Raw genomic sequence first — 22,621 nt, forward strand, 5'->3', positions numbered from 1 at the left:
CGGTGGTGATGGTGGCCTTCGGTCATGTCCGCCGGGTGCGCTCGGCAGCTATTGACTGTCAGAGAACTTGGCGCGCAACGCGTTCCGCGTGTACGACGCCACTACCGAACAGCTGTTCGTTCAGGGTGGCCCGTTTCAGGTACAGATGAAGGTCGTGCTCCCACGTGTATCCGATTCCGCCGTGCAGTTGGACGGCAACTCCGGCGCCGCGTGTACCTGCTGCGCAGGCGAAGCTCTTCGCCATCGACGCGCGTAACGTCGCGTGGGCCGATGCCGAATCCTGGTCGATGGCGTCTGCAGCGGCGCCGACCAACCCACTACTGACTTCGTTGTCCACATGAACGTCGGCGGCCTGGTGCTTCACCGCCTGGAAACTGCCGATCGGGCGACCGAACTGTTCGCGTTGGCTTGCGTAGGCGACCGTCATCGACAGGACGCGCCTACCGATTCCGAGTGAGTCGGCGGCCGTTGCCACTGCAGCGCGGTTCGACAGAGCGGTGATCAGACGGTCGGCGTCGTCGCCGGTGGCCAGAATGTCCGCGCTCTCGAGTGCAGTGCCGTCGAACGAGACGACATCGAGTGGACGAGTCGCGTCGAGCATGGGGCGTGCCCGCACGGACACTCCCGCGGCCTCGCGCCTGACGACCCCGACGACATGTCCACCCCCCGAGACGATCTCGGCAACCACGACGATCAAGTGACTCGACCGGCCGTCGACGACCTCGCTGCTCACGCCGTCGATCGAGTAGGCGCCATTGCCGACGGACGTGGCCGTGGCTCCGGACAACACGGCGGTCCCCAGCTGTGTGCCCTCGGCAAGGGACGGAAGCCAGCGGGCCTTCTGCTCGTCCGAACCGGCGAGCAGCACGGCTCCTGCGCACAGAACCGACGTCGAGGTCAACGCCAGTGAACTCGTGGCCTCACCGCTTTCTTCCAGCAGGATCGCCAGATCTGCGAATCGACCACCCGACCCGCCGTACTCTTCGGGTATCTCCAGTCCGAACCAACCCATCTTGGCGGCCTGGTCACGGAGCTTCGGGTCTGGGAGACCCGCCGCACCGACGACGGCTCGGACACGATCGTGATCCGATGCCTTGGCAAGAAAGTCGCGAACTACCTCACGGAATTCTTCACGTTCGGCGGCGTCGGCGGCTGTCGAGGATTCGTAACTCATGTCGTCACCGGCTCTCGAGGAAGGCCGAGACCACGCTCGGCGATGATGTTTCGCTGGATCTCGCTGGTGCCACCGGGAATCGTCCACTCCCACGATCCGATGTAGTCGAGCAACCAGTGCCCGGACTCCCATCCCGCGCTGGTGGGCTTTTCGTCGGCAACTTGTCCGTCGAGGCCGGTGAGCTGCATGCCGTAGTGAGTCAGGCGCTGAAGCAACTCGCTGTAGTAGAGCTTGATGACCGAAGCCGAAGCACCCCCGCCTGACCGTGCTGTCACCGGTGCTTCGGCTTCGGCGATGGCACGGGCAGTCAGTATGCGAAGGCCTGATACCTCGGTGGCGAGCGCGGCGAGGTCCTGGCGCACCCGCGTGTCGGTGGCGAGGTCGTCGCCTAGCGTGGTGCGGGCCAGTTCGACGAGCCAGTCGTAACCGACCGCGAGTCGTTCGGACAGCTCCACCATGGTTGCGCCACGTTCGGAGGTCAGTGTGCGCTGAGCGACCTGCCAGCCTTGATTCTCTTCGCCGACGAGATTGGAGACGGGAATTCTGACGTCGGAGAGGAAGATCTCGCAGAAGTGCTCTTCGCCGCTGGACTGTTTGATCGGTCGCACGGTCAGACCTGGACTCTTCATGTCCATCAACAGGTAGGAGATTCCCTTGCGGGCCGGCGCATCGACGGACGTGCGCGCAAGCAGCAGGCACCAATCGGCGTGCATCGCCAGACTTGCCCAGATCTTCTGGCCGTTGACGACGTAGTGATCTCCATCGCGGACCGCCCTCGTGCGCAGTGACACCAGATCCGAGCCGGCTTCGGGCTCGGAGAAGCCTTGGCACCACACCTCGCCGTCGAGAATTGCAGGTAGATGCTCCGCCAGTTGCTTGTCAGTGCCTGCGGTGAGAAGCGTTGCGGCAGCATGGTGCAGGGAGATGAACTGCAGCACCAGACGCGGCGCTTCTGCTCGCGCGAACTCCTCGAACAGCACGGCCTGCTCGGAAAGTGTGAACCCACCACCGTGCTCGGCCGGCCAGTGGGGGACAGCGAGGCCACCGGCGCGCAATGTCGAGAACCAGCGTTGCTGGAACTCCACGAATTGCTCGGCAGTTGCTCCGGTCTGCGACTCCCGCCAGTCGGTGGGAACGTTGAGCTCGCACCAGGCGCGGACGTCGGCCCGGAGTGCCTCCAGATCAGGAATGTCGTCGGCGCTCCTGTGCGGAGTGACGATCTGCGTCATGCGTGCGCCTCCGAGATGGGAGTGACCAGCCTGGCGGCACGAGCGGACGCAGTCTTCGACGTGACCGTTCCGTGGTCGGGGAACTGGGTCGGGAAGATTCCGTCGAACCCGTTCTCGAGCACGAGGTCGACGAACCACTGTTCGGTTCTCGACCGATCGAGCGGCAACCGCCGGAGTGGCTGGCTGTGACGGGACAGCCACGACATCGGAGTTTCGTCGCAGAATCCAGTCGCTCCGTGCAATTGGTGGCCTGCGCGGATGACGATATCGGCAGCCTGCAATCCCGCGAGCCGCGCACCGACCACGTCGACGAGCAGCGACGGGCGTTCGGTGGCGATCGACCACAGGGCATAGTGCGCCTGAGCTTCGAAGGACTGCAGCGCTATCAGCGCATCGGCCAGTTGATGCTGCACAGCCTGATACTTGACGATCGGCGCACCGAACTGCACACGATCGTTGGTGTGACGCGTCGTCAATTGCAATGCGCTGTCGAGAACGCCGAGGAGCGTGAAGGACTGCAGATTGAGGCTCAGTGCGAGTGCCGAGATATCCGGTGCCACGTCGTGGCTATCCGGGGCACGGGTTTCGACATCGGCTACGAAGGGGCCGAGCCGGCCCGCTCCCGCCGTAGCGACGCTGGACGCCCGCGCGATCGAACCGGTCGGTGCTTCGACGACCCACCAGTCGAATGCGAGGCCACCCATGTTTATTCGTGTCGGGCCCGCAGAGCGCGATCCGTCGGCGACAACCGCGAGTGCCCGCGGACGACCGTCAGAGGTGGTGCCGGTCGGGATCGCGGGCGAGGTGCCCGCGATGCGCTCGGCAAGCGGGTAGGGGAGAACGAACGCTCCCGCGGCCCGGCACGCGACCGCAGCGGCTTGAAGCTGGTCGTCTCCCTGATGAGGTGCGAGGTCCAGGATTCCGAGCTGGCGCAGAATAGGCTCGATGACGCCGAGCTGAATCTGCGGATCGGCTTCTGCGCGTTCTACCAGCTCGAAGCCGCCGGCCTCGTCCAGGGCCCGATGCACGATGGTGCCGAACTCCCGAATCTCGGAGTCGACGTTGGCCTCGAAGTGCTTGTCAGCCATGATTGGCAAACGTCCTTCCGATCGCATTGCGTTGCATTTCCAACGTCCCGGAGGCGACGGTCGCCGCCTGAGCGTACTTCCAGTGGTCCTCGACGGCGATTGCGAACTCGGCTACGTGTGAGTCCGGATCGGGGCCTCCGAGTGCAACCGACCCGACCATGTCCATCAGGATTTCTGCTACCTGCTGATCGAGCAGGGTCGCTGCGGTGCGGTAGGCGGCGACGCTCGCGGGGTTGGCCTTTCCGTCCTCCTGGGACTGAACGACCTTGTATGCGAGCAGCCGAACGCTGCGGGTCTGCAGCAAGGCGCCTGCCCACCGGGACACGATGTTCTCCGGAAGTTCCGTCCAGAGATCGCCCATGGCCTCGGGTGCCCATTGAAGCAGGCGATCGCACCGGGCGTACCGGGAAATGCCGACGCGCTCGAACGCGATGACGTCCTGCACGATCTTCCAACCACCGTCGAGAACTCCGAGAATGTCCTCGTCGCGGACGACGACGTCGTCGAAGAACACCTCGTTGAGGTGATGGGGTCCGAGCATGCTCGGAATCGGTCTGACGGTGATGCCAGGGCTGTTCATCGGAAGCAGGAACACCGATATTCCCCGACGGCCGGGCTCACCCGTACGCGCCAGCAAGAAGCACCACTTCGCGAACATCGCGTACGAGGTCCAGCACTTCTGGCCGTTGATCCGCCATGTTCCGTCACTGTTCTTGGTGGCGGAGGTTCGCAGCGCGGGTAGGTCGGAACCGGCGTCCGGCTCGCTGAAGCCTTGGCACCACACGACTTCTCCCGCGGCGATCGGGGGCAGGTGCGTCTCGCGCTGTTCGGCGGTGCCGTACTTCATGATGGTGGGTCCCACCCAGTTGACGCCCATGTACTGGGCGCCTCGTGGTTCGTGGTGTGCCCACATTTCCTCGCGCACCACCGTTTGTTCCCACAACGACGAGTCGAGCCCGCCGTATTCGCGCGGCCACGCCATCGTGAGCAAACCTCGCTCGGCGAGAAGTCGGGAGAAGCGCTCGGTTACTTCGAGATCCTTGGGATCATGAGTGAACGCTCCGAGAAATTCTTCCGGCACATGTTGCTCGATCAACGTTCGAAGCGTGGACCTCAAGGAGTCTGCGCGAACTCCGAACTCGAACTCCATGGAACCTCCGTACCTTCCGTGCCCGCCGGCCGCGGCAGCAGCCCGCTGAGCAATATAAGTGGATCATATATATGATTCACTCTCGGAGCAATCGAAACGGTGTTTCCGGTCATCGTTTATTTGATATCAGTGATTAGCACTATTGACAGTGGCTGTCAGCGCGTGTTGAAGTGGCGACGTGAACACTCCGCAAACAGACGTTGCCGTCGACGTCGAACGCCTCACCGACTGGGTGGGTGACCGTATTCCAGGGCGCGGGCTCCTTCGCGCCACACGCATGGGCGAGGAGACCGGCACCGCGAACGCACTGTTCCTGGTCGAGCGCGACGATCCCGCCGCACCGGGGGGTGTGTTCCGGTGCGTGCTCCGGCGCCCACCCCTGCGCATTCTCGCCCCTGGCGCGTCGGACATCGAACGCGAGTGGCGGATCCTGAGTGCGTTGGAAGGCACCCCTGTGCCGCACCCTGCGCCGTTGTTGGTCAACCTCGACGCCGAGCTCATCGGCGCACCGTTCATCGTGATGGCAGTGGTCGACGGCTTCACGCCGGTCGGTCACCTCCCTGCGCCGTACGACCGACCACACCAGCGCCACGAACTCTCCCTCGCGATGGTCGATGCGATCGTCGATCTCGGTGCAGTGGACTGGAAGGCGGCGGGTCTCGACGGCCTGGGCAAGCCCGACGGATTTCTCGAGCGCCAGGTGCCGCGTTGGTTGGCGCAACTCGACAGATACCGGTTCCGGGACGTGCCACTGCTGGACCGTGTCGCTGATTGGCTGACCGCCGAGCGGCCTGCTGCAGGTCCGGCTGGATTGATGCACGGCGATTACAGTCCGTTCAACGTCATGGCATCTCCCACCGATCCGACGCGCCTCGCCGCGGTGATCGACTGGGACACCGGAACCGTGGGGGATCCGCTTCTCGACATCGGACATCTGCTCGCGCGATGGGCCGACCCGGGCGAAGAACCCGTCATCATGCAGCCTCTCGACATCCTCGACCGTGATGGTCTCGCAACGCGGGCCGACATGGCGCAGCGGTATGCCGAGCGCAGTGGTCACGCTCTGGAAGATCTTCGCTACTACCAGGTTCTGGCCTTGTTCAAGCTTGCGATCATCCTCGAAGGCCCCGTCGCGCGAGCCAACGAATCCAATTCGCCCGAGGCCGAGGGACTGGCTGCACGAGTGGACCGGCTGATCGACTTCGCGGACAAGTTCGCCAGGGGCGAGCGGACGTGACGATCGACCCTGCGGCAGCGGGGGAGTCGGCGGCCGAGACGACGTTCGAGGATCGCCGGTCCGCGGTTCGACAGCTTCGGCGCGACAGCGTCGCGCAACTCATCGAGCGCACGGCCGTCGACTTGTTCGTCGACCGCGGCTTCGCCGAGGTGTCCGTCGACGATGTGTCGGCGGCCGCCGGGATATCGCAACGAACGTTCTTTCGGTATTTCGGAAGCAAGGACGACGTACTACTCGGTTACCGGCGCAGACTCGATCAGAGGCTCCTCGAGGCGTTGCAGGCACGGCCGATCGACGAGAAGCCGGTGGCGGCTCTGCGGCGTGCCTTTCTCGACACCTCACACGTTCCGCCAGGAGATCGTGAGGCAGTACTGGTACGTGCCCGTGCGGTTGCGTCGGCCCCCGCGCTGCTTGCTCGATCGCGAGGCGAGCAGATGGGCGAGATCGATGCGCTCGCTACCGAATTGGCGTCGCGGATGAGGACAGGAATCGGAGACAACCGTGCTCGTCTCGTGGCTGCTGTGATGTCCGCTGCGGCGGTCACTGCCTGGGATATCTGGGTCGAGGGCACTGGCCTCGATGATCCCGCCACCCACATTGCTGCCGCCCTCGACCTCGTCGAACGAGGTCTGGGCGATCTCGACCGTTAATCGATGACCGGAGGAAGTATGACCACCGCTTCACTGTTCGACCTGACCGGAAAGGTCGCGCTCGTCACCGGCGGCAGCCGAGGCATCGGCCGCGCGTTGGTCGAGGGCTTTGCCGCCGCAGGCGCAGATGTCGTCGTCGTCAGTCGCAAATTCGACGCCTGCAAGCAGACCGCCGACGAGGTCTCGGCCGCCACGGGTCGTCGCATCGTCCCGATCGCCGGACACATGGGCAAGTGGGACGAATGCAATCGCGTCGTCGACGAGGTGTACGCCCAGCTCGGCAAGGTGGACATTCTGGTCAACAACGCCGGAATGTCGCCGCTGTACCCCGATCTCGACTCGGTGACCGAGGAGTACTTCGACAAGGTCGTCGGGGTCAATCTCAAGGGCCCCTTCCGGCTCGGCGCTGCGATCGGCACCCGAATGGCGGCCGGTGACGGCGGATCGATCATCAACATCTCGTCGATCGGTTCGCTGCGTCCCGGTGCGCAGGCACTCGTCTATTCGGCTGCCAAGGCGGGACTGAACGCATTGACCATCGGTCTCGCAGAGGCATTCGGCCCCACTGTCAGATCCAACGGAATTCTTCCCGGCGGAGTCCTCACCGACATTGCCGAGAGCTGGACCGAAGAAGAGACCGCAGTCCGAACACAGCACATCCCACTGCGGCGCGGAGGGACTCCGGCGGACTTCGTCGGCACCGCGCTGTGGCTCGCCGGCGACGCTTCGGCGTGGATCACGGGAGAACTGGTCCGAGTAGACGGCGGCGCATACCGCCAGATGAGCTGAGAAGGAGCACAACAGAGCAATGATCGACTTCGAGCTTCCAGACGACGTCAAGGCCGTCCGCGCGCGAGCAAAGGCGTTCATCGACGAGCACGTGATGCCCGCCGAGGACGAGATCGGGACGCGTCCGTACTTCGACATCGTCGCCGAACTTCAGAAGAAGGCGCGTGCGGAGGGATTGTGGTGCCCGTTCGTTCCGGTGGAGTGGGGCGGCATGGGCCTGGGCCATCTCGCGAACGCCGCAGTGCAGATCGAGGTCGGGCGTTCCGCTTCCCGTCTCGGTGCGTGGGCGTTCAACTGCATGGGCCCGCAGGACGCAACGATGCTGACGCTCATCGAACACGGCACCGACGCGCAGAAGGAGAAGTACCTCAAGCCGTTGGTCAACGGAGACATCAAGATCTGTTTCTCGATGACCGAGAAAGCCGCAGGCGGCGACGCCACCGGTCTGAAGACCACGGCTGTGCGCGACGGTGACGAGTGGGTTCTCAACGGAGAGAAGTGGTTTGCCAGCAGCGCAAGCATCTCGCAGCTTGCCCTCGTCATGGCCAAGACCGATCCCGATGCCCCTCGCCATCGCCAGTTCTCGACGTTCCTCGTCGAACTCCCCAACCCGGGTTACCGGATCGTCCGCGACATCCCGGTACTCGGTGAGGCGTCGCAGAAGCGATTCGAGAACGAGAACACCGGCGGACATGCCGAGGTCGCGATCGAGAACCTCAGGGTTCCGGCCGACAGCATCCTCGGCGGTCAGGGCGGCGGCTTCGACATGGGTCAGCACCGCCTCGGTTACGGCCGTCTACGCCATGGCATGTGGTCGATCGCGAAGGCTCAGATCGCTCTGGACATGGCGGTCGAGTACGCGACCGAGCGTGAGACGTTCGGCTCCAAAGTTGCCGACCGCCAGGGCATCCAGTGGCAGCTGGCCGAATGCGCAACAGAGCTGTACATCTCGCGGCTGATGGTGCTCCACATCGCCTACAAGCTCGAGAACGGTCTCGATCTGCGGCACGAGAACTCGATCGCGAAGACGTACATCGCGAACATGCTGCACAAGGTCGTCGACACGTCGCTGCAGATCCACGGTTCGCTCGGGTTCTCGCACGACACTCCGCTGGCCCAGTGGTACCAGGACATTCGCGAACTCAGAATCGCTGACGGCCCGGACGAGGTTCACCGCTGGAAGGTCGGCAAGAACGTCGTTGCCGCTTACCGCAAGCACGGCACCACCGCGAGCACCGCAGGCGGCGATCTGTTCTAGGCCTCCTCGGGCACCACATACACGAACGGGCCCGCTCACTCTTCGGCGAAAGAGTGAGCGGGCCCGTTCTACTCTGTATCGGTACAAGCTGTATCGGTACAAGCTGTATCGGTACACGCTGTATCGGTACAAGCTGTACCAGTACAACAAAGATCGGCAGCTGCTTCGCCTCGATGGTCGAGGGAAACAACTGCCGATTTTCGTGTCGAGAGTCTGTCGGACTTGCTACTCGGAGGTGGTGAAGCCGGCCAGGTCGCCGCGTTCGCGCCACTGCGCGAGCATGTCGTTGAACTCGTTGATGCTGCCCTTGTAGACCTCGCCGATATGGCTCTGCCCACGGACCATCTTGGCGCCTTCGTTGTTGTAGTAGCCGGGGGTGCACTCGGCGTAGAAGTCGCTACGGTCGACGGCATTCTCGGCCATCCAATTGCCGTAGGCGTCCTGCGCCTCGGCGCTGACCTCGAGCGCCTTGATGCCCCGTCGCTGCGCTTCGCCGATCAGGTAGGCGATGTGAGTCGCCTGGTCGTCGAACATCGACGTGACATTGGCGGACACCCCGCCCTGGTAGAAGCCGATGAAGTACAGGTTGGGGAAATTGTTGGTCGCGAACCCGTGGAGCGTCTTCACACCGTCTTGCCAGTGGTCGTACAACGACTCCCCGTCGCGGCCGGTGAACGTCTCGATGCCGTAGCGCCTGCGCATCTCGCTGGTGATCTCGAAACCGCTCGCGAAGACGATGGCATCGACCGGGTATTCGACACCGTCCGCGACGACGCCCTTTTCGGTGATGCGCTCGACGCCCTTGCTCGAGCTGACATCGACAAGAGTGACGTTGTCACGGTTGAAGGTCTCGAGATATCCATCGTGGAACGTCGGACGCTTGCAGTTCCAGCGATACCAGGCTTTGAGCTTGGCTGCGGTTTCCGGATCGTGGACGACCTCGTCCACGTGTGCACGCAGCTCGTTGTTGATGCGGTAGTCCTCGATCTCGCGGATCCGCTCGACGGTTTCGAGTGTCATGTCCGGACGCAGCTGCGGAACGACCCTGCTGGGAAGCTCGGTCCACCAGTCCTTGATGATGTCGTTGGGCTCGCGATAGCTCACCACGGAGTCGTAGTTCTCGCGACGCTCGCGGGCCCAGCCCGGTTTGAGTTCCTTGGCCCACTGGGGGTCGGTCTCGTGGTTGCCGCGTGGGGCGACGACCGACGGCGTCCGCTGGAACACGACCACGTGCCCGGCGTCCTCGGCCAACTTCGGAATGACCTGGATCGAGGTGGCACCGGTGCCGATGACGGCAACCCGCTTGTCGGCGAGCTTGTCCATGCCGCCGTGCATGTCACCGCCGGTGTAGTCGTAGTCCCAGCGCGCGGTGTGGAACGTCGCACCCTGGTACTTGGAGATTCCGGCGATGCCGGGCAGTTTCGGTCGGTTGTAGCGGCCGAGAGCGACAATGACGTGCCGTGCCGCGATCCGATCGCCGCGATCGGTATGTACGTTCCACCGCTCACTGTCCTCGTCCCACGACAACGAGTCGATCTCGGTCTGGAACAAGGCCTTCTCGTACAGGCCGAAGTGCTTGCCGATGCGCTGGCAGTGTTCGAAGATCTCCTCACCCGTGGAGTACTTCTGCTTGGGGACGTATCCGAGCTCGTCGAGCAGCGGAAGATAGCAGTAGGACTCGATGTCGCAATGGATGCCGGGGTAACGGTTCCAGTACCACGTCCCGCCGAAGTCACCACCCATGTCGACGATTCGGAAGTCCTCGACGCCCTGTTCTCTGGCGCGAGCGCCTGCCATCAGACCTGCGAAACCACCGCCGAGGATGATGAGGTCGATCTGCTCGACGATCGGATCGCGCTCGGCGCGCTCGGTCCACGGATCCGACTCGTAGTAGCCCGCAAAGTCTTCCGCCGACGGGACGTACTGCTTGTCGGCGTCGGTTCTGATGCGACGGTCACGCTCGAAAGCGTATTTCTGCTTCAGCGCCTCGAGGTCGAAGTCGAGCTCGTCGCTGCCGGTGTGAGAACCCATGGTACCTATCATATCAATGATTGAACTGGGTGCACCCCAGTTGGTCTGCGAATGTCCGAGAAGAACGTCTCGGACGGGTCAGTGCGGCATCAGGTCACCTTGATTGACCATCACGGTTGCACCCGTCATACCACGCGAAAGGTCACTGAGAAGGAACACGATCGATTCGGCGACCTCCTCCGGAGTCAACCAACGCTTCCACAGAAGCTTGTCGGCAACGGCACCCAGCTGCTCGTCGGTCAACGTCTCGAGTACCGATTCCGTGGCGGTGTGTCCGGGAGATACCAGGTTCACCCGGATGCCGTGTGGCGCGAGCTCACCGGCCAAGCTTCTCGTCAAAGCGACCACGCCGCCCTTGGATCCGGAGTACGCAGACTGATCGGGTACGGGCCTGAACGCGGCGCCGGAGGCAACGTTGACGATCGCCCCCTGACTGCCCTGCTCGATGATCGCTTTGGCGACAGCCTGCGACAAGAAGAACACTGCCCTGTGATTGATCTGCTCGACCGTGTCCCAGTCACTGACGGTCGTGTCGAGAAAGCTGCCACCTCGGTGGACAGCTGCCACGTTGGCCAGGCCGTCGACGCTGCCGAACAGTTCGACGGTTCGCGAGACGAGCGCGGTCAGTGAATCGACCGACTCGAGTGCTGTCTCGACGAAGGCGACGTGGGGTCCGATGGACTCGGCTGCGGCAGTGCCAGCATCCACGTCTGCGTCGGCGACCACGACGTTGGCGCCCCGCGCGGAGAGCAGAACAGCGGTGGCACGGCCGATGCCACTGGCGCCGCCGGTGACGATGTAGGTCTTGTTCTCTAGTGTCTCTTCTTGGAATGGCACGTTCGTCCTCACAGCATGTGGTGTCCGCCGTCGACGCGAAAGAGCGCACCGTTGACGGCCCGAGCCGCATCGGAGGACACCCAGACGACGACGTCGGCGATTTCGGATGGATCGAGCCAGCGACCGATGGTCTGGCCGACTGCCGCGCGCTTGGCGGCGACCGCGGCGGTGGACTTGACCCCGTCGGACATGGCCGACTTGGTGGGGCCAGGGAGAACCGCGTTGACTCGGATGTACGGTGCATTCTCCTGTGCCAGAACCCGTCCCATTGCGATGAGACCGGCCTTGGACGCGCTGTATGCGGCAAGTCCTGGCACAGCATAGAACGCGGCTCCGGACGCGACGTTCACAATCGAGCCGTTCCGTTCCCGCAGGTGGGGGATAGCGGCCTGCATGCCGAGCATGTTTCCGCGCAGGTTGGTCGTCTGCATGTTCTCCCAGAACTCGAGAGTCATCTCCTCGACCGACTGGTTGGCCGAGATGGCGCCGACGTTGGCGAGGACGTCGAGGCCACCGAGCTGCTCGACGCCTGCTGCGATCATGCCGACGACCTGGTCTCGGTCGCGAAGATCGAACGTGTGGGCATACGCCTTGCCGCCCGCCGCAGTGATTTCTTCCACCGTTTTCTCGGCCGAGTCGCCGCTGATGTCGGCGACGAGTACGTTCGCTCCGCGTTCGGCGAAGGACAGTGCGCTCGCTTTGCCCATTCCCGATCCGCCGCCGGTGACGATGACAGCTTTGCCTTCGAAGCTCATTTCGCCTCCACCTCGTCCGGTCGAATCGGCCGGTGGATCAGCGCGAGCAGGATCGAATCCGACTCGCTCTCGTTCTTCCATGCATGGCGAGTTGCCTGCTGGATCACCGTGTCACCACGCTGGAGCACGACGCTTTCCAGATCGAGCAGAAGCGTGAGTTCTCCGTCGACGACGATGTCGAAGTCGATCGTTCTGCTGGTGTGGAAACCGTTCTCGTCGATACCCGGTCGTACCGTGTGCGTCGTCTGAGATGCAGGCCGCATCGGGGTGTAGCGCCAGATGACACCTCCGGGAGCCTGCGGACCGATCCAGTCCGCGGTGATTGCCGGATCGATGGACGCGATGGTCTTGGCGATGTCGGCGGGGTCGTATTCCCACAGTGTGCTCGGCGCGCCAGGCTCGAGCTCGGTAATCGAGGCAACGTAGGACAATCCGTCCTCGTTGACGGCGGCTACTACTCGTTTCATGATTCTGCAAACTCCTTGAGCTGATCGGCCAGTAGGGGCCACCCACCGAACAACACATTGTTGCCGGTGGAACGGGTTTCGGCGGAGCGTCGGTTCCATTCCTGTTCTCCCCAGGGCGGCTCGACCAGCTTCGAGCCCGGGATGAGGTGGTGGACCTGCTCACTGACCTCGCGAGGATGAGAGGGATCGGTGGGGCCGCTCCGAAAGACCAGTGTCGGTACCGAGATCGAGGCGAAGTCTGCTGCGCTGAGTCCTGGGACCGGCGATCCGGGAACCTGAAGGAACGTCGGACCCCACTGTTCCATCTTCGCGGCGAATACCGCCGGATCCATCGCAAGCAGACGGTCCCGGTTGGCGGGGTTCTTGGCGAAGGTTTCCTGCCAGCCCGGAAGCTGGACGACCTCGTTCATGCCTCCACGAACCGCTGCGGTCCAGTTCTCTCCACAGTAGTGCGCGGCAAGAGTCAGCAGTCCGAAGAATCCGCCGGAAACCCACCAGACGGCAAGCCTTTCGGTCACATCGGGGTGGCGGACGGCAGTCAGCAGTGAGACGCGTGAGCCTGCCGAGCCGCCAACTATGGTCGTCTTCCCCAGTCCGAGAGTCCGAATCAGGCCGGCGAGGGTGTCCGCGTGCAGATTCGACTCGAACTCCGCATCGAACGTGATGTCGGATCCGCCGGTGTTCGGACGATCCCAGATCAGTACTTGCTTGCCGCGTGCGGCGAGGGACTGCGCGAGCTCGCGTACTCCGAGAGCGTCCATGCTGTAGCGGCCACCAGGGGTGATGGCGATAGGCTCGCCTTCACCGTGGAGCTCGTACGCGATCTTCAGGCCGTTGACAACAGTTGTCGGCACGTGAGGTGATCCTCCGTTCGGGGCATTTCCGCCAATGGGCAGTGAGCCGATGGGCAGTGATGGGGCTCACTCGAGGTTCTTCGGTAGTGTAGAGATGACAAGAGACGTTGTAAAGATTGCAATGTTTTGGTCGGTAACGACCAGGCGATGTTTGCGCGAAGGGTGGAAGCATGCGGACCGCTGTGGTCAGAGTTGTCATCGACGCCGAAGGTGAACTCGACGTTCAGGCCTACGACGACGGTATACGTTGCCTTCGCGAGCAAGGGCTGGAGATCGTGGCCAGCCCGGGCGAGAGGCTGCCACCACGTGGACGCGAGATCGAACTCATCGTCTCCGACACCGATCTCGCCGAACGCGCGCAGGGCTACGCGCTCCTGTGTGAGACGGCCTTCGGGCGCCCGGCGTACCTGGGTGTCATCACCTACATCAGCCGGGGGACCGACGACGACGTGGTCGGTGTCCTGGCTGGATTCGGTATCGACGGACAGGTCGAGCGCACAGTCGGCGGCCGATACGACCTGGTCACGGTCACCGTTCGGGCCGAGGATATGCGACGCGTTCCGGAGAGTCGATTGCATACAGCGCTGGAAGCGGCGCTCAACTGCGAGGTGGAGATCGTCGTCGCGTAACTCAGGGCACGTGCTGTTGGGTCGTGAACGCGACTGGAGAAGATGGCTGCGCGCCGCCGAGTACGTCCTCGCGGATGAAAGAATGTGCACGTCGTTCACCGGTCCGACCATGCTCCTGATACGGCAGCCAAATCACCTGGCGGAAGTGCAGTGCAACGATGGATGCGGTGCTGATCGGCCGTATCGAGCCTTCGCGCAGTCCCATGGCGAAGACGTTCTCCAACAGGACGAGTCTGTCCTCGGTCTGTGCAAGGTAGTCGCTGAAGGGGCTGTCGGACCGCTGGTCTGCGTCCGAACCCAGCTTGACGATCGAGGCCTCTGCGGCGAACCGGCGCGACGCATGCACGTACAGGCGAGCAAGCGCGTCGAGTGACTCGGCCACCGAGGTGACATCGCTGAGCACTCCGCGTACGGCACTGTCGAGGTCACCGGAGTAGCGCTCCAGGATTTCACGGAGTATGGCCTCCTTCGACTCGGCGCGGCGGTACAGGGTTCCCATGGTTATGCCCGCGGCGTCGGCGATTCCTCGAATAGTGCTTGCTTCGTAGCCGTGCCGGGCGAATTCGCCCTTGGCGGCGAGTAGAAGCCGTGCTTTCGGATCGAGGTCCTTGGCATCGTTTCGGCGCCATCCGGCGATGAAGCGTTCGGCGCGCCTGGCCGCGGTCGAGGTGTTCAATTCGACCGCGGAAGGGCTGTCGGACAGAATGCCGTCGAGCAGAATGTCGCACAGTTGATCGGCGATCGCGTCGCTGCTCAGGTGGCGGGGATACGCGGTGGCAGCGGCGAGGGTCGATCGATGGAATGCGAATCGTAGGAGGCCTGGACGCTCGTGGCTGATGCCGGGCTGGCGCAGTACGGCAGCAAGTGCGTCGGTCCACGAGCGTGTCAGTATCGGGCTCTCGGCGCGGACGGCTGCCTGCAGGGCAGGCCCGGCGACGAGGGGTGCCTGGTAGGCGCGCAATCGGACCGCGGCAGCGTGTCGGCGGATGACAGTCGTCAGGTCTCGGCACAATGCGAGCAGATGCGCCCGTGCCTGCGCGGCTCCGAACCCGGAGGTGTCGGTTCCGAGCGATGCCCTGGCCACAGCTGTCACGTCGGCGTCGAATTCCGCGATCAGTGCCACCGCAATCGCGTCCTTGGACTCGAAGTGGTGATACAGGCTTCCCGGCAGTACGCCGGCTGCATCGCCGATATCCTGCACGGTCGTCGCCGCGAAACCGTTCTGCTCGAACAGTCGCGCGCCGATTGCAAGAATCTCCTGCGCCCGCGCCGATCCTGTCGCGCGAGGCGGCGCGGTTGCGTGATCGGTGGTCGGCATACTCATCGTCGGATTCACACCTCGCGTCGTGTCGTACCCCGCTGGTGGCGGCGTCACTACCGGTTCACCTTACTCACTTCGCCGGGGTGGGTGAGCTGCTCGTTTGCTCCGATTTTCGGACCTCGTCGCTGTCGAGCGATTCGGTGATACACACCACAGGTTCCGAAAGGTACTGCAGTGCTGCGTATTAGAGGCTCCGCTTGTCACCCGAGAGGGCCCCTGTTAGCCTCGTGTGGAGCAATTATTTGGTCGCAAGGCTTTTGCAGTGGCACTCAGGCGGTCATCGGCAGCCGGAATAGGATCGACGATGAATACTTCGCACGTCCCACGAGTCGATGCCAGCGTGCATCCGGCGTTCGTGTCCGACCGTGATCTCCGCAGTTTTCTGCGTGAGCCGTTCGCGAGCCGTGGGTTCTCCCACGTCGATGTGCCGTGGTTCGCGCCTCCCGGTCCGCGATACGTCGAGGGGTCGGAACCGGCCCCGGGTGCGCACCCGGGTTCGGACCCGGATCACGTCGGCAAAGTCGTGTTCGACGAGCGTGGAATGGACTACGCCGTCCTGCTTCCGCAGTCGGTCGGCGGGACCCAGCCCGACTGGCATCTCGGCAATGCACTCATCTCCGCTACCAACCAGATGCTCGCGGAGCGCTGGTTGGAGTCGGGCACGTACTCGAACAAGTTCCGCGGCACGATTCGCGTCAACCCCAACGACGTCGAGGGCGCGGTCCGTGAGATCGCGCGGTGGAAAGACCATCCGGGCATGGTCCAGATCGGTGTCCCGCTGCAGGCGCAGCAGCCGTACGGCCGTCCGCACTACCGCGCGTTGTGGCGCGCTGTCGCCGAATCAGGACTTCCTGCAGTCGTGCACATCGAGGACGGCGCGGGCATAACTCACCCACCGACGCCCATCGGCATCACGAGGACGTATTCGAACCTCGCGGTGTCCCAGCCGGTCAACTTCGTGTATCACCTGCTCAACATGATCGCCGAAGGTGTCTTCGAAGAATTCTCCGATCTCCGGGTCATCTTCGCCGATGGTGCTGCCGACATGCTCACCCCGTTCATCTGGCGCATGGACACCTTCGGGCGTCCACACCTCGAACAGACTCCGTGGTCGCCGAAGATGCCGAGTGACTACCTACCCGATCACGTCTATTTCGTGCACGGCCTGCTCGATGGTCCGGGCGACGCCGAGTACGCGGCCGAGTGGTTGTCCATGACCGGCAAGGAGGACATGTTGCTCTATGGGTCGAGCCATCCGAGCTGGCAGGACGTGCACCCCGAGAAGCTACCCGCGGGGTGGACAGCAGCCCAGCGCGTAAAGGTGCTGGGCGGCAACGCCGCAACGCTCTTCGGCCTGCCTGTCCCGGCCTCCGTCTGAGCGCCGACACCGAGACTACGAAAGGAATCAGGCATGACGATCGAAATCGAAAAGAACCACCGATTGAGCACCGAGACCGTCCCGGTCCGGGTCGTCGACTCGGATGTTCACCCTGTTCCACGACCCGGAGCGCTGGTGGAATTCTATCCGTCGGAGTTCAAGGACAAGTTCATCTCGCGAACCACCGGTGCCGGTAGCCAGGTCTACTACGACCCCCCGGACTACGCACACAGCTTCGCGATGCGTGTCGATTCGTTCCCTCCGGACGGAGGGTTCCCTGGATCCGATCCCGCGACGGCCTTTCGTCAGCTGATCATGGAGTCGGGTTCCGACATCGCAATTCTGGGTCCGATCTTCCCGCAGCTCGGCCAGACCGAGGACGAGATCCACGCGCTGAACGTCGCGGTCAACGACTGGCAGGATCAGCGATGGCTCGACAGCGAGAACAACTGGCACCAGCGGTTCCGAGGGTCGATCATGACGGCGTTGGAAGCACCGGAGAAGGCTGTTACCGAGATCGAGCGATGGGCAGGCCACCCGTACTTCAGCCAGATCATGGTGAACTCCGAGATGCGTCCCGCCTGGGGTGATCCCAAGTACTACCCGGTGTGGGAGGCCGCGACCCGTCACAACATCCCTGTGTCCTGCCACCTCGGACGAGGCCAGCACAACGAGCTGCCGATGTCGCCCGTCGGATTCATGACGTACAACCACGATCTGATGGTCAGTTACTCGCTGGTGGCTGCGAACCAGGTCATGAGCCTGATCTTCGACGGTGTCTTCGACCGATTCCCGACGCTCCAGATCGTCTTCATCGAGCATGCGTTCAGCTGGATCCTGCCGCTCATGTGGCGCATGGATGCGATCTACGCCGCTCGCGGCCCCGAGAACGGTTTGAAGCGCAAGCCATCGGACTATGTCAAGGACAACATCTGGTTCACCTCGCAGCCACTCGACTACCCCGAGAACAAGCTGGAGTTGACCAAGGCGCTCGAGTGGATGGAGGCCGACAAGATTCTGCTGTTCTCCTCGGACTACCCGCATTGGACGTTCGACGAGCCGCGCTGGGTCGCCAAGCACATCCCTGTTCACATGCGTGAGAAGGTCATGTTCAAGAACGCGATCGAACTGTTCGGGCTACCCGACCGGGTTCCGGCTCTGCCGGGTCAGACGCGGGCCTTCTGATGACCGATCCTCGGGTTGTCGAACCCGCCGTGGTGGAGGCTGTGGCAGAAGTGGTCAGGCCGTCCGGTCGGCAGCATGTTGTTGCGCACGTCGACGAGATCGCACCGGGCAACAAGAAGGTCGTCGACTCCATCGGCCGTCACGGCGTCGGGGTCTACAACGTGAACGGCAAGTACTACGCGATCGCCAACTATTGCCCGCACGAGGGTGGACCACTGTGCGTCGGGCGCACGCACGGCCAGACGATTCGAGACGACAGCGCACCCGGCGGTGCCGTCGAGGCCCGCGAGGGCGAGTTCATCTACTGCCCATGGCATCAATGGGGTTTCGAGCTTGCGACCGGCACGACAGCCGTCAAACCCGAGTGGAGTATTCGCACCTATCCAGTGCACGTGGACGGCGATGACGTCATCGTTACCGCCTGAACATCGTCACTGCCTGAACGTCGTCACTGCCTGAACACAATTCTCGATCGGAACACTTTCGTACCCCTGTGAGCCGCGGTCGCCGACCGCGGAATGGAGAATTCGATGAGCACGACCGCTGAAATTCCCGTGTCGATTGCCACCGGTGTGTTTTCCGGTGTCGGCCGACGCCTCCTCGGCGACGTCGAAACCAGAGAGAGTTTGGACGCCTATGTGTCGGGCGGCGGTTACCGGTCCGTCGACGACATGGCCGAGTTTCTCACTGCGATCGATGGATCGGGAATCCGTGGGCGCGGTGGCGCGGCGTTCCCGTTGGGTCGCAAGATCAGGACGGTGGGTTCGGGTGTGACCACGCCCGTGGCCGTGGCGAACGGGGAGGAGGGTGAACCGGCCTCGGTCAAGGATCGATGGCTGATGCGTCACCGTCCGCATCTCGTGCTGGACGGGTTACGGCTGGCAGCCGCCGCGGTCGGTGCAGATCGACTGCACGTCTACGTCTCCGATGTGGCGAGCGAGCAGAGCATCCTTCATGCACTCGAAGAATCCGTCGGACACGGTGATTGGGTCTCGTCGATCGAGGTCACCCGCGTCGAGACCGCCTACGTGGCCGGCGAGGAAAGTGCTGTCGTTCAGGTTCTCAACGGGGGTCCGGCGTTGCCGACCGAGAAGCCCCCACGTCCGTTCGAGGAAGGCGTCGAGGGACGCCCGACACTGATCAGCAACGTCGAGACGCTTGCCCAGTTGGCGTTGCTTCGACAGCTCGGAGTCGACGAGTACCGTTCGCTCGGCACCGCAGGTAGTCCTGGCACCTTCCTGATGACTCTGTCCGGTGCCACCGGGCACCCGGGACTCTACGAGATCCCCCTCGGGACGACGCTGCGGGAAATCCTGACGTGGCTCGGCGAAGATCCCTCGAAGGTCACGGGTGCGCTCATGGGCGGCTATTTCGCGGGAGTCGTCGGTGCAGCGGTGATCGACACGCCCCTCGACTACGACTCGGTGGCTGCCATCGGCAGCGGACTCGGTTGCGGCGCGGTAGCGCTGCTCGACGCCGACACCTGCCCTGTCGAGGTGAGTTCGGCCGTCATGACGTACTTCGCGAGAGAGAATGCGGGACAGTGCGGCTCGTGCTTCAACGGCACTGCAGCGATGAGTGCGGCGTTGCAGGCGCTTCGGGATTTCCGGGCAACCGAGGCCGACGTGGAGCGATTGCGCACGTGGTCCATCGGGCTGCGCGGACGGGGTGCCTGTGGAACCCTCGACGGAGCCACCAACATCGCCGCGAGTGTGCTGCGCGAGTTCCCCCAGCAGGTAGCAGGCCACCTCGAGCACCGATGTGAACCATGCGCGTCGGGCCGACGACTGTCGGATCCTCCTTTCTCGGTTTTCCCTTCCACGGCGCACTGACAGCGAACATTGTCTCGATAGAGAGGAAAGAACGACGTGAGGATCAAACTGGACAGGACTCTGTGCGACGGTTTCGCGCTGTGCGCGGTGCACTCGCCGGAGATCTTCTCCCTCGACGAGTGGGGTTATGCATCGGTCGTCGGGGGGAACGAGATCTCCGAGGCTGACGAACAACGAGTGCGGCGGGCCTTGTTGGACTGCCCTGTTCATGCGATCGTCGAGTTGTCGGAGAACAAGGCGGCTCGGATTCCCGCTGGTGCACCGACGCCGCGCGGGGCACGCTGATGTAATGCTGAATTCCTGAACTACAGCCACCCGGCCGCGGAGCTCATCAGAGCATCCGCGGCCGCTGTGTTTCCCTCGAATACTGTGTTTCCCTCTACTGCGCGTTGTTCTTCGATTCGAGGACGCTGCCGACTGCCGCGATGAGGCCTGCGGTGCGGGGTTCGCCGGTCGGCGTTCCGCCCAACTTTGCCGTCACGTACCCGAAGGTGATGCCCGTCGACGGATCGGCGAAGCCGAGGGATCCGCCTGCGCCGTAATGACCGAATGCATGGGTCGGTAGGGGCGAGATCTCCGAATCGAGCATGAATCCACTGCCGAACCGGCTCTGTGCCATCGTGACCTCGTCGATGCCCTCACTCTGTTCGGCGATTGCCGCTGTCACTGTCTCCTCTTCGAGCAGTCTGATGCCGTCGATCTCTCCCAGCAGTGCGGCGTACATCTTGGCCAGCGACCGTGCATCTGCGATTCCATTCGCGGCAGGAATCTCGGCTGCGTAGACGGCAGGGTCGTTCCAGGCGGGCGCGTTGGGTGTCGGGAGCAGGCCGTTGGAGGACAGAGTGCGGCTCAGCAGCGACGTCGGGTCCATCATCTGACCGATTCGTGCCAGAATCGCGGCCTTCGCGTCGGGATCGGTGATGGCATCGAGAAAATCGGGCGCAGGCGGTGTGGACGCGACCAGGGGAGCAACCCGCCCGACGTGCTCCGACGGCAGGCCGATGTAGAAGTCCAAATTCAAAGGCACAGCAATATTTTCAGCGAACAGCTCGCCCACGGTCCGACCTGTCGCCCGGCGAACTACCTCGCCGATCAGCCAACCGTAGGTCAGGGCGTGGTATCCATGCGAGGTGCTGGGATCCCACACCGGGCTCTGTGCAGCCAGAAGATCGGCCACTGGCGTACCGGCAAGGAGTTGCTCGAGGGTGAGATCACCTTCGATGGCAGGAAGCCCTGCGCGGTGGCTCAGCAGGGTGCGCGTGGTCACCGCCTCCTTCCCACCCGCAGCGAACTCCGGCCACACGTTCGCGACCGGTGCATCGAGATCCAGAAGGCCCTTCTCGGCGAGCTGGTGGACGACGATCGCCGTTGCTGCTTTGGTAGCCGAGTACACGATTCCAATCGTGTCCTGAGCCCACGGCGTCTCGGCTTCGGCGTCTGCAAGTCCGCCCCAGATATCGACGACCAACTCACCTTCGTGATACAAGGCGAATGCCGCACCGGTATCGTTGAACTCAGCGAAGTTTCGTTCGAACGCCTCTCTCACCGGTTCGAAACCCGGCGCGGTGAAGCCGTGTGTCTGAGGCCGAGAAAGTTGTTCGGTCATATCTTCTCCTAATGCGTGCGCGGGCCGGACAGCGTGAGCGACTGCTCCCGTGAAGCATACTAATTATTGAGTGTATTCGGCCCTGAAGTTGCGAACACCGCTGAGGTTTTTCGGAGCCGGATGATCAACAGACCGAACCGATCGACAGGCCGAACGGATCATCCGGCCGAACGGATCATCCGGGGTCGTCTCGGTTCGCGCGGTGCAGCTGCCACCGCGTCGAGAATTGCGTCGATAGTGGAACGGTCGATAGCTGTCGACGACGGTGACCATGCGAGGTACGTCTCGAGACTGAGATCGAGATCCTCGACCGGAGTCACGACGACCCCGTATTCCTCGTCGAGTTCCGGCTTGGAATCCCCTGCGAAAATCGAGAAACCGGAGCCACTCGATACCACGTCGCGTATCCACGAGGCTTCGCCGGCATCGATGGTGTCCACGATGCCGAACTCGGCGAGAATCGACCGAAGCTTCGCGTAGAAGATCGGAGTTCCGGCCATCAGTGCTGCCGAGGTCACCAGAGGTTGATCGGCGAAATGCCGGATCGACAGGGTGCTGATCGAGGCCTGGGGGAGTGAGGATGCGAACATCACCTTCACCGGGTGTCTCGAGATGAGTTCCGAGGGGATCCTCGTCGTGGGCGGCGCCTGATGCAGCAGTGCGATGTCCACTTTTCCGACCGAAAGTTGCCGGATCAGTTGAACATTCGGACCCGGTACGCACTGGACCGGGATCCCGGTGTCCCGCATCGTGTCGAGTACCGCGTTCCGCAGCCCTACGCCGACGCCCAAGGCGAGTCCGAGTTTGGCAGCCGGCGCTGCCTCTTCGTCGGACGCCGCGGCGTACACCTCGTCCATTGCGGACAGCACTTGTCGAGCGTGATCGAGAAGGCGCCGACCGACGGCACTGACGACGATTCCGCGCGAGGTGCGGTCGAAGAGTTTGACGCCGAGTTCGCGCTCGAGATCCTGAATGCGGCGGCTCAGAGCGGAGACCGACAGATACATCAAAGGCGCAGCGCGGGCCATACTGCCCTCCGCGGCCGTCAGCACGAATGCACGCAGATTCTCTAGATTCACGCCGATCTCCTCATGGGCGCCCGGGCGAGGGTCGACCGCAATCGGTACTCGATCGTCGACCGGCCACGGGAG

General features: G+C 63.3%; 22 protein-coding genes. 10 read left to right on the forward strand and 12 right to left on the reverse strand.

What is annotated here, in order from left to right; translation table 11 throughout:
* Positions 1-58 precede the first annotated feature (58 nt).
* Genes RY1_RS00945 through RY1_RS00960 form a run of 4 tightly spaced genes read right to left on the reverse strand, consistent with a single transcriptional unit; the run spans position 59 to position 4,641 of the window.
* Positions 59-1,174, reverse strand: a complete 1,116-nt coding sequence (locus RY1_RS00945) for an acyl-CoA dehydrogenase family protein (protein WP_072801654.1) — start codon at positions 1,172-1,174, stop codon at positions 59-61.
* A complete protein-coding gene (locus tag RY1_RS00950) occupies positions 1,171-2,403 on the reverse strand; it encodes an acyl-CoA dehydrogenase family protein (protein WP_072801655.1) in 1,233 nt (410 codons plus the stop codon). The genes RY1_RS00945 and RY1_RS00950 overlap by 4 nt, the downstream gene beginning before the upstream one ends.
* Entirely contained in the window at positions 2,400-3,491 is a 1,092-nt protein-coding gene (locus RY1_RS00955; protein ID WP_072801656.1) for an acyl-CoA dehydrogenase family protein, read from the reverse strand. The genes RY1_RS00950 and RY1_RS00955 overlap by 4 nt, the downstream gene beginning before the upstream one ends.
* Positions 3,484-4,641 (reverse strand): acyl-CoA dehydrogenase family protein, encoded by a 1,158-nt coding sequence (locus RY1_RS00960; protein WP_072801657.1) that lies wholly within the window; start codon positions 4,639-4,641, stop codon positions 3,484-3,486. The genes RY1_RS00955 and RY1_RS00960 overlap by 8 nt, the downstream gene beginning before the upstream one ends.
* Before the next feature lie 178 nt (positions 4,642-4,819).
* Between RY1_RS00960 and RY1_RS00965 the strand changes: the two genes are divergently transcribed.
* The 4 genes from RY1_RS00965 (at position 4,820) to RY1_RS00980 (ending at position 8,575) form a co-directional block, all read left to right on the forward strand.
* The gene (locus RY1_RS00965) at positions 4,820-5,878 is read left to right on the forward strand and encodes a phosphotransferase family protein (RefSeq protein ID WP_072801658.1); all 1,059 of its coding nucleotides are present in this window, start codon (positions 4,820-4,822) and stop codon (positions 5,876-5,878) included.
* Between the two features lie 101 nt (positions 5,879-5,979).
* Positions 5,980-6,528 (forward strand): TetR family transcriptional regulator, encoded by a 549-nt coding sequence (locus RY1_RS00970; RefSeq protein ID WP_442972249.1) that lies wholly within the window; start codon positions 5,980-5,982, stop codon positions 6,526-6,528.
* Positions 6,529-6,546: 18 nt separating this feature from the next.
* Positions 6,547-7,317 carry an SDR family NAD(P)-dependent oxidoreductase gene (locus RY1_RS00975; protein ID WP_072801659.1) on the forward strand — a complete coding sequence of 257 codons (771 nt, stop codon included), beginning with the start codon at positions 6,547-6,549 and terminating at the stop codon, positions 7,315-7,317.
* A gap of 19 nt (positions 7,318-7,336) precedes the next feature.
* On the forward strand, positions 7,337-8,575 hold the full coding sequence (locus tag RY1_RS00980; protein WP_072801660.1) for an acyl-CoA dehydrogenase family protein: 1,239 nt from the start codon (positions 7,337-7,339) through the stop codon (positions 8,573-8,575).
* Between the two features lie 225 nt (positions 8,576-8,800).
* Here the strand turns inward: RY1_RS00980 and RY1_RS00985 are convergent, their stop codons facing one another.
* The 5 genes from RY1_RS00985 to RY1_RS01005 all read right to left on the reverse strand — a co-directional run bounded on the left by RY1_RS00985 (position 8,801) and on the right by RY1_RS01005 (position 13,519).
* A complete protein-coding gene (locus RY1_RS00985; RefSeq protein ID WP_072801661.1) occupies positions 8,801-10,606 on the reverse strand; it encodes a flavin-containing monooxygenase in 1,806 nt (601 codons plus the stop codon).
* 78 nt (positions 10,607-10,684) lie between these two features.
* Positions 10,685-11,443 (reverse strand): SDR family NAD(P)-dependent oxidoreductase, encoded by a 759-nt coding sequence (locus RY1_RS00990; RefSeq protein ID WP_072802210.1) that lies wholly within the window; start codon positions 11,441-11,443, stop codon positions 10,685-10,687.
* A gap of 8 nt (positions 11,444-11,451) precedes the next feature.
* A complete protein-coding gene (locus RY1_RS00995) occupies positions 11,452-12,198 on the reverse strand; it encodes an SDR family NAD(P)-dependent oxidoreductase (RefSeq protein WP_072801662.1) in 747 nt (248 codons plus the stop codon).
* On the reverse strand, positions 12,195-12,665 hold the full coding sequence (locus RY1_RS01000; protein ID WP_072801663.1) for a cupin domain-containing protein: 471 nt from the start codon (positions 12,663-12,665) through the stop codon (positions 12,195-12,197). The genes RY1_RS00995 and RY1_RS01000 overlap by 4 nt, the downstream gene beginning before the upstream one ends.
* Positions 12,662-13,519, reverse strand: a complete 858-nt coding sequence (locus RY1_RS01005; RefSeq protein WP_072801664.1) for an alpha/beta fold hydrolase — start codon at positions 13,517-13,519, stop codon at positions 12,662-12,664. Before RY1_RS01005 ends, RY1_RS01000 begins: the two co-directional genes overlap by 4 nt.
* A gap of 170 nt (positions 13,520-13,689) precedes the next feature.
* Between RY1_RS01005 and RY1_RS01010 the strand changes: the two genes are divergently transcribed.
* A complete protein-coding gene (locus RY1_RS01010) occupies positions 13,690-14,148 on the forward strand; it encodes a hypothetical protein (protein WP_072801665.1) in 459 nt (152 codons plus the stop codon).
* 1 nt (position 14,149) lies between these two features.
* Here RY1_RS01010 and RY1_RS01015 read toward each other — a convergent pair whose 3' ends face one another.
* Positions 14,150-15,472, reverse strand: a complete 1,323-nt coding sequence (locus RY1_RS01015) for a TetR/AcrR family transcriptional regulator (protein ID WP_139279689.1) — start codon at positions 15,470-15,472, stop codon at positions 14,150-14,152.
* Between the two features lie 301 nt (positions 15,473-15,773).
* On the opposite strand from RY1_RS01015, the gene RY1_RS01020 reads away from it, so the two are divergent.
* From RY1_RS01020 to RY1_RS01040, 5 genes are all read left to right on the forward strand, one after another.
* Entirely contained in the window at positions 15,774-16,847 is a 1,074-nt protein-coding gene (locus RY1_RS01020; RefSeq protein WP_072801667.1) for an amidohydrolase family protein, read from the forward strand.
* Positions 16,848-16,880: 33 nt separating this feature from the next.
* Positions 16,881-18,032, forward strand: a complete 1,152-nt coding sequence (locus tag RY1_RS01025; RefSeq protein ID WP_072801668.1) for an amidohydrolase family protein — start codon at positions 16,881-16,883, stop codon at positions 18,030-18,032.
* Positions 18,032-18,457: a Rieske (2Fe-2S) protein gene (locus RY1_RS01030; RefSeq protein ID WP_084727091.1), complete on the forward strand. Its 426-nt coding sequence runs from the start codon at positions 18,032-18,034 to the stop codon at positions 18,455-18,457. Before RY1_RS01025 ends, RY1_RS01030 begins: the two co-directional genes overlap by 1 nt.
* Before the next feature lie 105 nt (positions 18,458-18,562).
* Positions 18,563-19,864 carry an NADH-ubiquinone oxidoreductase-F iron-sulfur binding region domain-containing protein gene (locus RY1_RS01035; protein ID WP_072802212.1) on the forward strand — a complete coding sequence of 434 codons (1,302 nt, stop codon included), beginning with the start codon at positions 18,563-18,565 and terminating at the stop codon, positions 19,862-19,864.
* A 36-nt stretch (positions 19,865-19,900) separates the two neighbouring features.
* Positions 19,901-20,149 (forward strand): ferredoxin, encoded by a 249-nt coding sequence (locus RY1_RS01040; protein ID WP_072801669.1) that lies wholly within the window; start codon positions 19,901-19,903, stop codon positions 20,147-20,149.
* 94 nt (positions 20,150-20,243) lie between these two features.
* Here RY1_RS01040 and RY1_RS01045 read toward each other — a convergent pair whose 3' ends face one another.
* Complete coding sequence (locus RY1_RS01045) at positions 20,244-21,470, reverse strand: serine hydrolase domain-containing protein (protein ID WP_072801670.1); 1,227 nt, start codon at positions 21,468-21,470, stop codon at positions 20,244-20,246.
* Between the two features lie 158 nt (positions 21,471-21,628).
* The gene (locus RY1_RS01050; protein WP_072801671.1) at positions 21,629-22,549 is read right to left on the reverse strand and encodes a LysR family transcriptional regulator; all 921 of its coding nucleotides are present in this window, start codon (positions 22,547-22,549) and stop codon (positions 21,629-21,631) included.
* Positions 22,550-22,621: the final 72 nt, after the last annotated feature.

This window comes from Rhodococcus yunnanensis NBRC 103083, assembly GCF_001895005.1.
In the GTDB taxonomy this organism is placed as follows: Bacteria; Actinomycetota; Actinomycetes; order Mycobacteriales; family Mycobacteriaceae; genus Rhodococcoides; species Rhodococcoides yunnanense.